Source organism: Streptomyces sp. CA-181903, assembly GCF_050937075.1.
Taxonomy (GTDB): domain Bacteria; phylum Actinomycetota; class Actinomycetes; order Streptomycetales; family Streptomycetaceae; genus Streptomyces.
Map to the genome: position 1 here is coordinate 2,627,193 of NZ_JBNJLY010000001.1, position 15,732 is coordinate 2,642,924.

Genomic DNA, 15,732 nt, shown 5'->3' on the forward strand with positions numbered 1-15,732 from the left:
GAGTGGCGAACGTAGGGACGAAGACGAAACTGCGGGCCGCGCCGGGGCGGTTGAGCAGGGTGACGCTCGTCGCCGAGCACCGGCGGGTCGATGTCGTTCTGCCCGCCGACGAGCCGATCGGGCGCCTGTTGCCGGACGTCCTGCGTCTGTTGGGCGATCGGGTCGACGGTCCGCCCGCCGCGCGGCACTTGATGACCGTGGACGGAACCCTGCTGCCGCAGGAGGGGTCGCTCGCCGAGGCGGGTGTGGTCGACGGAGCGATCCTGCGACTGGTGCGGATCGAGGACGCGCCGTCGGCGCCCGTCGTGCACGACGTCACGGACGAAGTCGCGGACGACCTCGGGGTGCGGGCCTGGCGCTGGCGGCCCGCCGCCCGGCAGTGGACGGCGGGGGTGGCGGCCGGGGTACTGGCCGCCGTGGCGGCGCTGTTCGCCTGGGCCTCGACGGGAGCCACCGCCGTCGCCCCGCCCCTCGCCGGCGCGGCCGTGCTCGCCGCGCTGCTCGGAGCGGCGGCCGCCGCGCGGGGCGGGCGGCCGCTCGGCACCGCGCTGGTGCTGGTCGCCGGTGAGGTCGGCACGCTGGCCGTCTGGGCCGCCGCCGACGGGCACAGCTGGTCCTGGGAGGTGCGGCTCGCCGAGGCCGCCGCCGTCTGGGCGTGGGCGCTCGTGCTCCTCGGCCTGCCCAAGGCCCCGCTGGGCCGCGGCGGGCTGATCGGCGCCGGTGCCGTCGTCGTCACCACCGCGGTCTGGGAGGGCGTCGCCCTCGTGCAGCCGGATGCGGCCCGCGTGGGCTGCGTCCTCGTCGTCGTCTCCGCCGTCGCGCTCGGCGCGCTGCCCCGGGCCGCCCTGATGGCGGCCGGACTGACCGCACTGGACGACCGCCGCGCGGGGGGCGCCTCGGTGAGCCGGTACGAGGTGCGGACCGCCCTGGCTGCCGCGCACCGGGGCCTCGTCCTCGCCACGGCGGTCACCGCCGTGTCCGTCACCGCCGGCGGCCTGGTGGCGGTGTCCGGCCGCTTCTCCCCGTGGAGCGTCGCGCTCACCGCCGTGGCCGCCCTCGTCCTGTTCTCCCGGTCCCGGGCCTTCCCGCTGATACCCGAAGTCGTGGCGCTGTTGGCCGGAGCCTGCGTGCTCCTGGTGCGGCTGGTGCTGCTGTGGCACGACGAGGTCGGCGGCCCGCCGTACGGGCCCGTCGCCGCCCTGGCGGCGCTCGCCCTGATACCGCTCGGGGTGCTGGCGGTCCAGCCGCCGGAGCATGTGCGCGTACGGCTCCGCAGAGCCGCCGACGTGGCCGAGACGCTGGGCCTGGTCGCGCTGTTCCCCCTCGCGGTCGGCGAGTTCGGGGTGTTCGAGCGTCTGCTCCACCAGTTCTAGGAGATGTGGATGCCGGCACGGGATTGGCAGAGCGACGTCCTGCGTGAGCTCGGTGGCGCGGTGCCGAGCCGGGCACCCGGCGACCCCGCGTCCCCGGGGCCCACACCCGGCGGCCCCGCATCCGTGAGCCCCACGCCCGGCGGCCTCGCACCCGTGAGCCCCGCACCCGCAGGGCCCGCACCCGTAGGCCCTACCCCCACGGAACCTGCGCCCGCGGGGCCCCCGCCCGTGAGCCCTCCCACCCCCGGCCCCGCACCCGCCGAGCCGTCGTTCACAAGTCCCGTCGTCGCCGGCCCCGTTCCGCCCGGTACCCATCCCGTCGAGCCGTCGCACCGCGTACAGGGAGAACCTCTCGCCACCACTCCACCCGCGCCGCCGGTTCCCGCCGCCCTCCTCAAGTCCCGCCCCCGACACGGCGACCCGGCCACCCGCCGCGTCGCCCGCGCCCTCCGCCGTCTGACCGGCGCGTCCGTCGCCCGCGAGGTGGAGCGCACGGCACGGGTCGCGGAGGCGCTCCAGCAACCGGTCACCACCGGACGGCAGATCGCGGTGACGGGCATCCGCGGCGGCGCGGGCAAGACGACCGTCACGGCGCTGCTGGGCCGTACCTACGCGCACTTCCGGCAGGACCCCGTGCTGATGCTGGAGGCGGACGCCGCGCTGGGCACCCTGCCCGCCCGGCTCGGCGCGCCCGACGTGCGGTGGACCTGCGGCGACCTGGCGCGGATCATCACGCCGTCCATGCAGCTCACCGACGTCACCGGATATCTGGTGCAGCTGCCCGGCCGCGGCTGGCTGCTGCCCGGCAGCCAGGGCAGGGTGGGAGCCCGGCTGGAGCTGGCCGAATACCGCGCCGTCATGCTCGCCCTGCGACGGTACTTCGGGATCACCGTCGTCGACTGCGACTCGCTGCCGAGCGAACTGTCCCGCACCGCGCTGGTGGCCGCCCAGGCCCGGGTGCTCGTCACGCCCGCCACCGCCGAGGGCATGGCGGCCACGCGCGCCGTCCTCGACTGGATGGTGACACTGCGCCGCGGCGGGATGCTGCGGCGGACGGTGGTGGTCGTGACGGAAGGGACCCCGCATACGGCGATCGACTTCTCCGTCGCCCGCGAGGCACTGGGCGTCGACGGGGTGTCCGTGCGCGCGCTCCCCTACGACCGCCACCTCGCCGCGGGCGGCGTCGTCAGGTCGGAGCTGCTCGCCCGGCGCACCCATGACGAGGTCACGGAGCTCGCCGCGGACGTGCTGACCCGGTCCCTGACCGGAGGCGCCGGAGGCGGGCTCCCGTCATGACCACCCGGATCGTGCACCGCCCCGCCCGTGCCACCCGTCCCCCGGCGCCGTTCCCGGAACGGATCGTGGAGCCGCCGCCGAACCTCCCGGAGGGCAGGGTCGGCGGGGCGCTGCATTCGTTGATGCCGGTGGCGGGCGTGATGAGTTCGGTCGTCATGATGACGGTGATCCGCAACAGCCAGTTCGCGGCGATCGGCGCGCTCGTCCTCGCCGTCACGGTCGTCGGCTCGGTGGCGCTGCTGTTGTCGCAGCGCGGGAAGGCCCAGCGCACCCGGAGGCGCCAGCGGGAGCGGTATCTGGAGTATCTGGAGGGGCTCCGGGAGGAGCTCGTCGCCGAGGAACGGGCCCACCGGGCCGCGGCCCGGCTGCTCGACCCGACCCCGGCCGCCCTCCACGACCTGGTGCGCGACCCGGCGCGGCTGTGGGAGCGGCGGCGTACGGACCCGGACTTCCTCAAGGTGCGCATGGGAACCGGGCGGATGCCGGTGCGCACGCTCGTGATCGGCACTTCGGGGGGCGGCGTGCTGACGCCTCCGGACCCGTTCATGCTCAACGAGGCCGGCGCGCTCGCCCACCGGTTCGGGACCGCCGCGGACCTGCCGCTCACCGTTCCCCTGGACCGGGCCGGCAACGTCAGCGTCGTCGGGGAGCGCCGGGACGTCCTGCGCGTCGCCCGCGCGCTGCTCGTCCAGACGGCCGCGGCCCACGCGCCGGACGACGTCGCTCTCGCACTGGCCTGTCCTCCGGACCGGCTGCCCGACTGGGAGTGGCTCAAATGGCTGCCGCACGTCCTCGATCCGGGAACGCGCGACGGTCCGGTGCCCGCCCGCCGGATCGCCTTCGGGCCCGCCGAGCTGGCCCGGCTGCTTAGGGACGAGCTACGCGACCGCACGGCGTACGCCGCGGAGGCCCGGCGCGGCCTCGCGGGTGCGGACGCCCGGAACCTGCTCGGCCGGATGCTCGTCGTCAGCGACGGGCACGGCGCGGACGCCGTGGAGCTCCCCCAGCCCGACGAGACGGTGCCCCTCGGCGAGCTGGGCGTCACCGTCCTCCACCTGGTGGCCGAGCGGGTACAGGAGCCGGGCGAGGTGGCGCTGCGCATCACCGTCGACGGCGACCGGGTGCGGGTGGAGGACCTCCGGGCGCCGGACGCTCCCGCCGGCACCGGCGGCGTCGATCCCGTGTCCGCCGCCGAGGCCGAAGGGCTCGCCCGGACACTGGCCCCGGTCCGGCTGTCCGCCGAGTCCGTCGTCGACGCGCCGCTCGCCGGGACCGTCGACTTCACCGGCCTCCTGGGGCTCGACGATCCGGCCGCTCCCGACCCGCGCGTGCTGTGGCGGCCGCGGAGCGAGCGGGCCTTTCTGCGCGTGCCCATCGGGGTCGACGACGCCGGCGAGCCGGTGCTGCTCGACCTCAAGGAGTCGTCGGAGTTCGGCATGGGCCCGCACGGGCTCTGTGTGGGGGCGACCGGTTCGGGCAAGAGCGAACTGCTGCGCACCCTGGTGCTCGGGCTGGTCTCCTCCCATCCCCCGGAGGACCTGGCCCTGGTCCTCGTCGACTACAAGGGAGGCGCCACCTTCGCCCCGTTCGCCGGCCTGCCGCACGTCGCCGGGGTCATCACCAACCTGGAGCACCGCACGGGGCTGGTGGAGCGGGTGCACACCTCGCTCGCCGGTGAGGTGCGCCGCCGCCAGCAGGTACTGCGGGACGCGGGCAACCTGGCCGACATCGGACAGTACCGGGCGGCGCGGGTCTCCCGGCCCGGCCTGGAGCCGATGCCACACCTCTTCGTGATCATCGACGAGTTCGGGGAACTCCTCACCGAACGCCCCGATTTCGGCGACCTGTTCCTTTCCATCGGCCGCATCGGCCGGTCCATCGGCGTCCACCTGCTGCTCGCCAGCCAGCGCATCGAGAGCGGCAAACTGAAGGGGCTGGAGACCTACCTCTCCTACCGACTGGGCCTCCGTACATTCTCCGCCGAGGAGAGCCGGACCGTGCTGGACACTCCCGACGCGTTCCGGCTGCCGCCCCTCCCCGGATTCGGCTACCTCAAGGTCGACACGAGCGTGTACCGGCGGTTCAAGGCGGGCTTCGTCTCGGGCCCTTACCGCGGTCCTACCGTCCTGGACGCGGATGAGACCGGGCCGGTGGTCCGCCCCTACCCCGCCGTCAACGCTCCCGAGGAGCCGCCGGCCGCGCCGTCGGGCGAGCCTTCCGAGCGCCACCGCGCGCCCGGCCCCACCTTGATGTCGGTGCTGGTCGACCGCCTGCGGGACGCCGCACCGCCCACCCGCGCGGTCTGGCTGCCGCCCCTGCCCCGGACCGTACCGCTCGACGCCTGCGCGCCGCCGCCTTCCGAGGGCCTCCGCCTTGCCGGCCATGACGGGCCGATGAGGGTGCCACTCGGGCTGCTCGACGATCCGGCCCGGCAGTGGCAGGGCCGCTGGGTCCTCGACCTGACGGTCTCCGGCGGGCACGCCGCCGTCATCGGCGGCCCGCAGTCCGGCAAGACGACGCTGCTGCGCTCGCTGGTGCTGTCGCTGGCCCTGACACACACTCCGCGCGACGTCGCCGTGTACGGGCTCGACCTGGCGGGCGGCGGGCTGTCGGCGCTCGCCGGACTCCCCCACGTGGGCGGTGTGGCGGGGCGCGCCGACGCCGAGCGCGTCGCCCGTACGGTCGAGGAGGTGCGCCTGATGCTCGACGAGCGGGCCGACCTCTTCCGCGAGCACGGCATCGACTCCGTGGAGCACCTGCGCGAACTCCGGGCCCGGGGCGCGCTGCCCGAGCTGTCCTCCACCGAGGTCGTGCTGGTCGTCGACGGCTTCGGCGCCCTGCGCGACGGCTTCGGCGGCCCGTTCGACGCGCTTGAGGACGCGGTGACCGACATCCTCAAGCGCGGCGGCGGTTACGGCGTACACGTCGTCGCCTCGATGCTCCGCTGGAACGACGTGCGCATCGCCACCCAGGCGGCCTTCGGTACCCGGGTCGAGCTGCGGCTGAACGATCCGGGCGACAGCGGCATCGACCGGAAGCTCGCCGCGTCCCTGGCCCCGGACGAGCCGGGCCGGGCGCTCACCGACGGCAAGTTGTTCGCCCAGACCGCGTTGCCCCGCCTCGACGGGCGATCGACGACTGCCGGGCTGGCGTCCGCCGTCGAGCAGGCGGTGGCGGCGGTCCGGGCGGCGTGGCCCGGCGAGGGCGTACGGCAGGTGCGCGTCCTCCCCGCCCGCCTTCCCGCGGCGGAGCTCCCCTCCGCGGCGGAGGAACCGTTCCGGATACCCCTCGGGGTCGACCAGGCGGCGCTGCGCCCGGTCTCCCTCGACCTGTTCGGCGTCGACCAGCACCTGCTCGTCCTCGGCGACGGCGAGTGCGGGAAGACGAACCTGCTGCGGCTGGTCGCCGGGGGGCTGATGGCGCGCCGGAGCGACGAGGAGATCGTCTTCGCGGTGATGGACCCGCGCCGCGGTCTGCACGCCGTCGTCCCGGAGTCCTACCGCGGCGGGTATGCGACGAACTCCCGCGTCTGCGAAGGGCTCTCGTCCGTCATCGCCACCGAGCTGGAGAAGCGGATGCCCGACGGGACACAGCCGTCCGAGCCCGCCGGCCGGCACCCCGGGCCGAAGATCGTCGTCCTCGTGGACGACTACGACGCCCTCGCGGCGGCGGGGCAGCAACCGCTGGCGCCGTTCCTGCCGTTCGTCCCGGCGGCGGTGGACATCGGGCTGCACTTCGTCGTGGCACGGCGGGTGGCCGGTGCCTCCCGCGCCCTGTACGAGCCGTTCCTGATGGCCCTCCGGGAGAGCGGCGCCACGGCCCTGGTGATGGCGGGCGACCGGCAGGAGGGGCAGCTCTTCCCCGGGGTCCACGCCGCGCCGCAGCCCCCGGGACGGGGTTTCCTCGTGCGCCGGGGCGCGGCGGCGCGGTTGGTCCAGACGGCCCTGGCGGACGGAGAACCCGCGTGACGAAGGACGTGATCGCCCTCACCGAGCGGATGCCGGACCCGTGGAGCATCCTGGCGGCCCTGCTGGCGGGCGGGCCTGAGCCCGGGGTGCGGACGGCCGCGCAAGGGGCGGTCCTCCAGCTCTGCGACCCGGAGGGCGCCCCGCTGGTCTCGGTGGAGGCACCGCTGGAGATGCGGGTGCGGGGCGAGGCCGAGCGGCTGCTGGGGGTTCCCGTGGGGGACGGAACCGGCTGGTGGACCGAGGTCCGGGCCGCCACGGGCGTCCCCGGGGCGGCCCGGCTGGCGGGCGCGGTGGCGGCCCGGCTCACCGGGCTGCTGGGCGGCACGGTGTGGCCGCCGGACGTTTCCTCGGAGGACGGCCTCGTGGACGTCTCGGACGTCACCGCCACGGAGCCTCCGGAGCTCCCGGCCGTGGACGTGCTCACCGAACAGGCCGCCGTGATCCTCCAGGACCGCCCGCTGGTCGCCATGACCAGCCGGCTGTCCGAGGCGCTGCGCACCTCGGCGGACGCGGACCGGGGCCTCCAGATCGTCACCCCGGGCGACAGCCGCCTCTCCCTGCCCACCCGCACGCTCCTCACCGGGCCGCCGGGCCGCTGGGTGGTGCGGGACGAGCGGTGCGGCTACTACGACGGGCTGTCCGGGGCGGTGCTCCACTGGCGGGACGGCGTCTTCGCCCCCACCGCCGACGTCCAGGGGAGAACCCTGGTCGCCGAGGCGTTCCGGGAGGTCGGGCACGGCGGTGAGCGGCAGCTCGTGGTCGCGTTCCGCACCGCCCTCCCCGCGACCGAGGACCTCGTCCTCGGCGGTGGTGTGGAGGCCGCCTGGCGGGCCCTCACCGGCGCGCCCCCGGCGGGCTGGGGTTCCGCCGAGCCGGCCGGCCTCCCGTGGTCCCGCGACGAGCTGACCGCGCGGGCGCGCCACCGCAGCCCGCGCCCCACCTGGCTCGTCGTGGTGGGCACGGCGGACCGGCCGGGCATCGCCACGCTGCGCGTGGACCGCACGCCGGAGGGTGTCGCGGAGGAGGTGACCCTGGCCTTCGGGTACGGCCCGGGCGAACGGCCGCCGGTGGACGCGCTGCCGGGACTGGCCGACACCCTGGCGTCCCGGCTGGGGCTGCGCTCCCTGCTCTGTCAACTGCGGCCGGCGCGCCGTGACCTGAGCGTGCCGCCGCGGTTCGAGGCGCCGCCCGTACCCCTCGCCTTCGCGCTCGGCCCCGAGGGCGTCCGGAGCATCGGGCTCGCGCGCGCCGCCCGTCCGCCGCTGGCCGGCTCCCCGCTCCGCGTCGGCCCGCCCGGGCTACCGGGCCTGTACTACCCGCTGGGCGACGGCTCGTCGCACGGGGACGGATGGAGTGCCCTGGACCGGCTGACGCGGCACCTGCGGGGAGCCGCGCCCGTCACCGCTTGAGCAGCAGCTCCGTGTTCCGGTCCGTCGAATCGCCCACCAGAGTCGGGTCGTTGCCCGGGGCGTTGAAGGCGAGTTCGCGGTAGAGGGCGGCGAGGCCCGTCTGGGAGAGGTCGTGGTAGTCGGTGCGGTGGGGGCCGCGGACTCGATGAGGGTGGTGTAGAGGGAGATCGTGCCGTCGCGGTTGTCGGTGATCTCGATGACGCGGGCGAGCTGCGGGTAGTCGACGTGGGAGGCGGTGGCGATCTCCCAGAAGGTGCCGCGGGGGCGGATGCGGTTGCGGTGGCTGTGGCCGTTGATCCAGGCGAGGACGTTCTTGTGGCGCTGGAGGAGGGCGATCAGCTCGTCGCCGCCGTGCCGCTGTTCCTTGGGGCGGGCGGGGTCGGGGACGGTGTTGTTCATGCTCCAGCTGGGGTGATGGCTGAAGACCAGGGCGTACTCGTCGCGGTGGGCCTTGAGGGTGCGGTCCAGCCAGTCGAGCTGGGCGGTGCCGATGGAGCCCTGGTAGTGGCCGCCGGGGTCGGTGGAGTCGAGGCTGATGCCGACGACCCGGTCGGAGACGCGGAAGCTGTAGTAGAGGTTGCCGGAGTCGAGGTTGTCCTTGGTGTAGCCGTGGCCGACCGGGCCGCGGCCGGTGTACCGGCGGTCCAGGTGCATGGCGACGTACTGACGCTGCGTCAACGGCACGCGGCGGGCGTCCGGGGTGACGCTGCGGAGCTCCTTCTTGTGCTTGCGCAGCAGTTCCTCTATGCGCTTGCCCTTGGGGTCGACGCCGTGCAGCTCCCCGTCCATCAGCCACTTCGCCTCGTCGGCGGAGATGGTGTACAGCTTCTTGCCGCCCACGGCGACGTCGGAGATGAACGAGCCGGCGGCCGGGTAGCAACCGCCGGAGAGCAGGTCGTGGTTGCCGAAGGTGGAGTACCAGGGGATGTTCAGGCCGGGGCTGTTGACGCTCCGCATGGCGGCGTTGAGGTAGCCGGGGATGCGCGGGTAGCCGACGGCCTTGTCCTGGTCGCGGAGGGAGCTCTCGGGGTGCCAGTAGAGCTTGAGGCCACTGTTCTGGACGCCCTCGTAGCGGTGCGGGTCACCGGTGTTGGGGTTCATCCGGCCGCCGCTGAGGGCGGTGAGGAACCACTCGGCCTCGATCTTGGCGTTCTCGTCGCCGTTGTCGCCGGTGGTGATGACGAAGCGGAGCGGGGTGCCGGTGGCCGGGCCGCGGCGCAGCTTGTTGACGCGCTCGACGAGCGAGGCCACGCCGGGCAGGGTCAGCGCCTCGTGCGGGCGCCAGGCGCCCTCGCCGCCGGCGCGGAAGAACTCGTAGCGCAGCGGGTGTTGGACGTCCGTCAGGTGCAGGTCGGTGAACTGCACGAACGACGCGAGCGTGGTGCGCCGCCGGGTGCGGTCGGCGCGGGCGGCGGCCAGCTCCGTACGGACGACGCGGGGCCAGCCGGGGCCGTCGCCGAGCCGCTTGTACTTTCCGGTGCCGCGCGGGGTGGCGACGGAGGCGAGCGTGGTGCCGGCGCCGGTGGGGGCGGCCGCCATGGTCTCGGCGCCGGGTGTCCCCGGGGTCTGTCCGGGCGTCTCCGGGTTCTGGCCGGCCGTCCCCGGGGCGTGCGGGACGGGCTCGTCGGCGGCGGCCGAGCCGGTGGCGCCCAGGGCGAGGCCGGTGCCGACGGCGCCCGCGGCGGCCAGAAACCCGCGGCGGTCGAAGTGCGAGGCTGATCTGCCGGATCTGCTGTGCATGGCGGTCTCCCCGAGTGCGAACGCGAATGCGAGCGGAGGTGCAGGCGGTCTGCGGCTGCTGTCACCGAGGATCGTTGGCAGCGCGCATGACCTGGGCGTGAACAGGGCGGCAACGGTCGCCGCCGATCACCTCACATCGATCTTGGCTACTGCAAGCGACATAGAGGACTCGTCCCCTGGAACGCTGAACCTCACTCAGCGTTCACCCGACAGGGAAAGCATCCCCGAAAACCCTATGGCCCCGCCGGTCCCGCTGTACTCCGTTTGCACTGAATGGCTGAACCGTGGACCCCCGTCTCTCGTCCCTCAGAGGGGCCCTCGGGGAACGTTCCGCGCGCGGTTCACGGCCTCCGTCCCGCTTCCTCCCGCTGTGCCCGCTGGCGGGTTTACGCCATCTTTATTTTCCCTCCCTGGCAACTCTCCCCAAAAGCCCGTCACTTCCATAAAAGTGAGCCCCCATCCGGTTCCGATATCCGGACCTGCCGTCGGCTATCCGGACCCGCCGTCGGCAGCCGTTCACTCACCAGCCAGGGATGTCCATGAACACCCCCACATCTCGCCACGCGTCCCGCGGCGGCGCGAGACGCGCGTCCCGAATAGCCGTCGCCGCCGCCGCGGCGGTGGCACTCGCCGCCACGGGCGCGGCGCCCGCCTTCGCCGACGGCCCGCAGCCGCCGGCCGCGACGCCGGCCCCGGGGCCGGTCAAGCCGGTCAACCCCGAGAAGGACAAGCTCGGTTCGCACGGCGCGGACCTGCTCGCCAAGGCCAAGTCCGCGGGCGAGCGGACCGTCACCATGATGATCGCCACCGCCCCGGGCCAGACGGAGCAGATCGCCGGGAAGCTCGACTCCGTCCCGGGCGCCTCGGTGGGCAAGGAGTACGACAAGCTCGGTTACGTCCGGGCGACCGTACCCACCGCCAAGGCCGACGCCGTGATCGCCGAGGCGCAGAAGCTGTCGTCGGTGCACGGCATCGACCTCAAGCAGGAGATCAAGCTTCCCGACCCGACGCCGCGCGGTGACGCGGTGACGGGCGCCAAGGGGCCGAAGAGCCGCTCCTACCCGGCGCCCGGAAAGCGGACCCCCGCCAAGAACCCGTACCAGCCGGCCTTCGAGACCGGCGCCGTGGACTTCGTCGAGGACCACCCCAAGGCCGACGGCCGGGGCGTCACCATCGGCATCCTGGACTCCGGCGTGGACCTGGCGCACCCCGCGCTGCAGAAGACCACCACCGGCGAGCGCAAGATCGTCGACTGGGTGACGTCCACCGACCCGCTGACGGACGACGACGGCACCTGGCTGCCGATGACGCAGAACGTGTCCGGCCCCTCGTTCTCCTTCAACGGCCGCACCTACACCGCCCCCGCGGGCTCCTACCAGGTGGCCCTGTTCCGTGAGAGCGCGACCGCCGGCGGCGACATGAAGGGCGACCTCAACCGGGACGGCGACACCACCGACTCGTGGGCCGTCCTCTACGACAAGGCCAAGGGCACCGTCCGCGTCGACCTCGACGCCGACGGCGACTTCCGGAACGACGCCGAGATGAAGCCGTACAAGGACGGCTACCAGGTCGGCTACTTCGGCAAGGACGACCCGAAGACCCCCATCGCCGAGCGCATCCCGTTCGTCGTGCAGGTCCGCAAGGACGTCCCGATGGACCCGAAGGGCGGCAGCTGGGTCGGCAAGAAGGCCGACTTCGTCAACATCGGCGTCATCGAGTCGGAGCACGGCACGCACGTCGCGGGCATCACCGCGGCCAACGGCCTGTTCGGCGGGAAGATGAGCGGCGCCGCCCCCGGCGCGAAGATCGTCTCCTCGCGCGCCTGCACCTGGAGCGGCGGCTGCACCAACGTCGCGCTCACCGAGGGCATGATCGACCTGGTCGTCAACCACGGCGTCGACATCGTCAACATGTCGATCGGCGGCCTGCCGGCCCTCAACGACGGCAACAACGCCCGCTCCGAGCTCTACACGCGCCTCATCGACACCTACGGCGTGCAGCTCGTCATCTCCGCGGGCAACAGCGGCCCCGGCGCCAACACCATCGGCGACCCCGGCCTCGCGGACAAGGTCCTCAGCGTCGGCGCCTCCGTCTCCAAGGAGACCTGGGCCGCCAACTACGGGTCCGAGGTGCGGACGAAGTACGCGATGATGCCGTTCTCCTCCCGCGGCCCGCGCGAGGACGGCGGCTTCGCCCCGATCATCACCGCCCCCGGCGCGTCGATCAACACCACGCCGACCTGGGAGCCGGGCGCGCCCGTCGCCGAGTCCGGCTACGACCTGCCGCCGGGCTACGGCATGCTCCAGGGCACCTCGATGGCCTCCCCGCAGGCCGCGGGCGCCTCGGCGCTGCTGATCTCGGCCGCCAAGCAGAAGGGGATGAAGCTCACCCCCGCCGACCTGCGCACGGCCCTCACCAGCACCGCCAAGCAGATCAAGGGCTTCCAGGCGTACGAGCAGGGCTCCGGCCTGATCGACATCAACGAGGCGTGGAACGCGCTGCGCCACAAGGCCACCGCGCACGACTACACGGTGAAGGCCCCGGTCTCCACGGCCCTCTCCGGCTCCCTGAAGACGCCGGGCTTCGGCACCGGCATCTACGACCGCGAGGGCGGCCTCAAGGCGGGCGAGTCGAAGACGTACGACGTGACCGTCACCCGCACCTCCGGTCCGGACAAGGACGTCTGGCACGAGCTGAAGTGGCGCAACAACGACGGAACGTTCAAGCTGGCGAGCCGTGACGAGGTCCGGCTGCCGCTGAACAAGCCCGTCACCGTCAAGGTCACGGCGAAGCCGAAGTCGGCGGGCATCCACAGCGCGATCCTCACCGTGGACGACGACCGCACCGAGGGCATCGACAAGCAGATCATGACGACGGTGGTCGCCGCCGAGCCGCTGGCCGCCCCGGCCTACCGGATCGAGAAGCGCGGTACGGCCCAGCGCAACGCCACCACCTCGTACTTCGTGACCGTGCCCAAGGGCGCCAAGACGCTGGAGATCGCGATGAGCGGTCTGGCGAAGGACAGCCAGACCCGGTTCATCGCCATCAACTCCTACGGCGTCCCGGTCGACCCGACCTCCACGGTCAACTGCTACCCGAACTACGCGAACCCGGCCAACACCTGCCGTCCGGACGTGCGCTCGTACGCCAACCCGCTGCCGGGCGTCTGGGAGATCGAGGTCGAGTCTCGGCGCACCTCGCCGCTGCTGGACAACCCCTACACGGTGACCGCCACCGTGCTGGGCGCCTCCTTCGACCCGGCCGTGCAGAAGGTGAAGGAGGCGAAGGTCGGCACCCCGGCCACCGTCACCTGGAAGGCGACGAACGACTTCGCGCAGCTCGACGGCAAGCTCCAGGGCGGCCGCCTCGGCTCGTCCAAGGTCGCCCGCCAGCAGATCGGCAAGGGCCAGAAGCAGACGTCCAAGGTCACCATCGGTGAGGGCGTCACCCGCTTCGAGGCCGCCATCGGCGGCGCCGCCGACCCCAAGGCCGACCTCGACCTCACCGTCTACAAGGACGGCAAGCCGGTCGGCTCCTCCACCAGCGGCGGCTCCGACGAGCAGGTCGTCCTGACCAAGCCCGCCCCGGGCGAGTACACGGTCGAGGTCACCGGCTACGAGGTGCCCTCCGGCACCACGGCCTACGACTACCGGGACGTCTACTTCGCCCCCTCCCTCGGCGAGGTCAAGGTCCCGGCCGGCCAGGCCGTAAAGCTCGGCAACGGCCAGTCCGCCCAGGTCACGGCCGACGTCGTGGTCGCCGGCGCGGCCCCCGAGGGCCGGACGTTCTCCGGCGAGGTCCAGCTCGTCAACGAGCGCGGGACGGTCGCGGGGACCGGGAGCGTGACGATCGAGAAGGTCGTTTCCTGATCGGTCGGTGATATTCGTGGCAGGGCGGGCGTCCGGTTTCCGGGCGCCCGCCCTGTCCTTTCCGGTCGCACGGGTACCGTCGGGCATCGGCACGGCAGACTGAAGTGACGCGTGGACGTCGAAGGAGACCCAGCTTCGTGAGCGCACACCCCGTACACCACCGCGACCCGGACGAACCGCTGTTCCCCATGCCCCCACTCACCGAGGCGGCCCTCCGCGTGGCGGTGACCAGAGTCGACCTGAGCGCCGCCGTCCGTTTCGAGCAGGAGTTCCACGCCGCCTGGCAGGAAGCCGTCCAGACGGACAGCACCGTGCCCATGCACACGTTCCTGCACCGTTGGGGGGTGTTCGTGGCACTGCGCCGCCATCCCGCGCGGGCCACACGGCTCGCCGAGCTGGAGAGGGCGGTGGCCGAGGCCACCACCCGCGAGGAGGCCCGCACCAGATCCTCGGAGCTCGCGGCGCTCCTCGACGAGGCCGCGCGCGAGGTCGCCACGTGACCGACTGGACGTGGGAGTACCTGCCCGACGCGGAGCACGTCGTGGGCGGTCTGCCCCCGGACGTCCGGCGCGATGTGGAACGGCTCGCCGGCCGGCTGGCGGAAGCGGCCTCGGTCAGGCATCTCGGCGATCCGCCGGTCCACGAGTCCGGGGTCTCCCGCCTGCTCGATCATGCCGAGGGGCGGTTGATCGTCTGGTATCAGGAGCACCGCCGGCTGGCGACCGTCTTCGTCGTCCGCATCGCGCACTGGCCCCTGGACGCGGCCGCCGCCCCGGAGGAATGACGGCCACCACCGTAGTGCCGAGCACCGCACAGCGGCGGCCGCCCCCGGTGCGTCGTCCCACCCTCCGGACAATGGATTGGACTTTCGGGCCCCCGACGCGCGCATGATGGAACCGCGCCTGCCGGTCCCACCGTCGTCCGGCAGTGACGCATATGTCCTAGACGAGCAATGGGAGCCCCCCTGTGAGAGTCGGAATCGTCGGAGCCACCGGACAGGTCGGCGGAGTCATGCGCAAGATCCTCGCCGAGCGCGACTTCCCGGTGACGGAGCTGCGCCTGTTCGCCTCGGCGCGGTCCGCCGGGTCCACGATCGACTGGCAGGGCACGGACGTCACCGTCGAGGACGCGGCCACGGCCGACTACACCGGGCTGGACATCGTCCTCTTCTCGGCCGGCGGCGCCACCTCCAAGGCGCTCGCGGAGAAGGTCGCCGGGCAGGGCGCCGTCGTGATCGACAACTCGTCCGCCTGGCGCCGCGACCCCGAGGTGCCGCTCGTCGTCTCCGAGGTCAACCCGCACGCCATCGCCGATCGCCCCAAGGGCATCATCGCCAACCCCAACTGCACCACCATGGCCGCCATGCCGGCCCTGAAGGTGCTGCACCGCGAGGCCGGGCTGCGCAGCCTCGTCGCCACCACCTACCAGGCCGTCTCCGGCTCCGGCCTGGCCGGCGTCGCCGAGCTCGACGGGCAGCTGCGCAAGGTCGCCGACCACGCGACCGGGCTGACGCACGACGGCGAGGCCGTCGAGTTCCCCGAGCCCGCCGTCTACAAGCGGCCCATCGCCTTCAACGTGCTGCCGATGGCCGGCTCGATCGTGGACGACGGCCTCTTCGAGACCGACGAGGAGCAGAAGCTCCGCCACGAGTCCCGCAAGATCCTGGAGATCCCCGACCTCAAGGTCTCCGGCACCTGCGTCCGCGTCCCGGTCTTCACCGGCCACTCGGTGCAGGTCAACGCCTCCTTCGACGGTCCGCTGAGCGTCGAGCGCGCCTACGAGCTGCTCAAGGACGCCCCGGGCGTCGAGCTGTCCGAGATCCCGACGCCGCTCCAGGCGGCGGGCAAGGACGTCACCTACGTCGGCCGCGTGCGCGTGGACGAGACGGTCGAGCACGGCCTCGCGTTCTTCGTCGTCGGCGACAACCTGCGCAAGGGCGCGGCGCTGAACGCGGTGCAGATCGCGGAGCTGGTGGCCGCGGAGCTGCGCGGCTGAGCCGCTTCGGGTGATACGGCGGGGCCTTCGGGCCCCGCCCGTCGTCGTTCCGGGGCTCGTGGGCGGGCCCGGCGGGCTTATT

The 15,732-nt window shown here is 73.4% G+C and carries 8 protein-coding genes and 1 pseudogene; 8 read left to right on the forward strand and 1 reads right to left on the reverse strand.

Translation table 11 applies throughout. From position 1 onward, the window contains the following. The first annotated feature begins 2 nt into the window (after window positions 1-2). The 4 genes from eccD (at window position 3) to ACQEVS_RS11770 (ending at window position 8,046) form a co-directional block, all read left to right on the forward strand. Window positions 3-1,373, forward strand: a complete 1,371-nt coding sequence (gene eccD, locus ACQEVS_RS11755; RefSeq protein ID WP_433019021.1) for a type VII secretion integral membrane protein EccD — start codon at window positions 3-5, stop codon at window positions 1,371-1,373. 228 nt (window positions 1,374-1,601) lie between these two features. Then, complete coding sequence (locus ACQEVS_RS11760; protein WP_433019024.1) at window positions 1,602-2,669, forward strand: type VII secretion protein; 1,068 nt, start codon at window positions 1,602-1,604, stop codon at window positions 2,667-2,669. Next, on the forward strand, window positions 2,666-6,637 hold the full coding sequence (gene eccCa, locus ACQEVS_RS11765; RefSeq protein WP_433019027.1) for a type VII secretion protein EccCa: 3,972 nt from the start codon (window positions 2,666-2,668) through the stop codon (window positions 6,635-6,637). The genes ACQEVS_RS11760 and eccCa overlap by 4 nt, the downstream gene beginning before the upstream one ends. Beyond that, on the forward strand, window positions 6,634-8,046 hold the full coding sequence (locus tag ACQEVS_RS11770; RefSeq protein WP_433019030.1) for a DUF6177 family protein: 1,413 nt from the start codon (window positions 6,634-6,636) through the stop codon (window positions 8,044-8,046). Before eccCa ends, ACQEVS_RS11770 begins: the two co-directional genes overlap by 4 nt. Here ACQEVS_RS11770 and ACQEVS_RS11775 read toward each other — a convergent pair. Then, a pseudogene (locus tag ACQEVS_RS11775) lies at window positions 8,036-9,786 on the reverse strand (TIGR03767 family metallophosphoesterase). The gene ACQEVS_RS11770 and the pseudogene ACQEVS_RS11775 sit on opposite strands and share 11 nt — an antisense overlap. Window positions 9,787-10,325: 539 nt before the next feature. Between ACQEVS_RS11775 and ACQEVS_RS11780 the strand changes: the two are divergent. The 4 genes from ACQEVS_RS11780 to ACQEVS_RS11795 all read left to right on the forward strand — a co-directional run bounded on the left by ACQEVS_RS11780 (window position 10,326) and on the right by ACQEVS_RS11795 (window position 15,650). Beyond that, window positions 10,326-13,655, forward strand: coding sequence for a S8 family serine peptidase (locus ACQEVS_RS11780; protein ID WP_433019033.1), 3,330 nt, complete (start codon window positions 10,326-10,328; stop codon window positions 13,653-13,655). Between the two features lie 137 nt (window positions 13,656-13,792). After that, complete coding sequence (locus ACQEVS_RS11785) at window positions 13,793-14,155, forward strand: hypothetical protein (protein ID WP_433019036.1); 363 nt, start codon at window positions 13,793-13,795, stop codon at window positions 14,153-14,155. Beyond that, window positions 14,152-14,439 (forward strand): hypothetical protein, encoded by a 288-nt coding sequence (locus ACQEVS_RS11790; RefSeq protein ID WP_433019039.1) that lies wholly within the window; start codon window positions 14,152-14,154, stop codon window positions 14,437-14,439. The genes ACQEVS_RS11785 and ACQEVS_RS11790 overlap by 4 nt, the downstream gene beginning before the upstream one ends. A gap of 182 nt (window positions 14,440-14,621) precedes the next feature. Continuing rightward, window positions 14,622-15,650 (forward strand): aspartate-semialdehyde dehydrogenase, encoded by a 1,029-nt coding sequence (locus ACQEVS_RS11795; RefSeq protein WP_433019042.1) that lies wholly within the window; start codon window positions 14,622-14,624, stop codon window positions 15,648-15,650. Window positions 15,651-15,732: the final 82 nt, after the last annotated feature.

Bases quoted from the DNA above. Each gene is read 5' to 3' on its own strand.
- eccCa (WP_433019027.1), top strand. From the start codon at position 2,666: ATGACCACCCGGATCGTGCACCGCCCCGCCCGTGCCACCCGTCCCCCG.
- ACQEVS_RS11780 (WP_433019033.1), top strand. From the start codon at position 10,326: ATGAACACCCCCACATCTCGCCACGCGTCCCGCGGCGGCGCGAGACGC.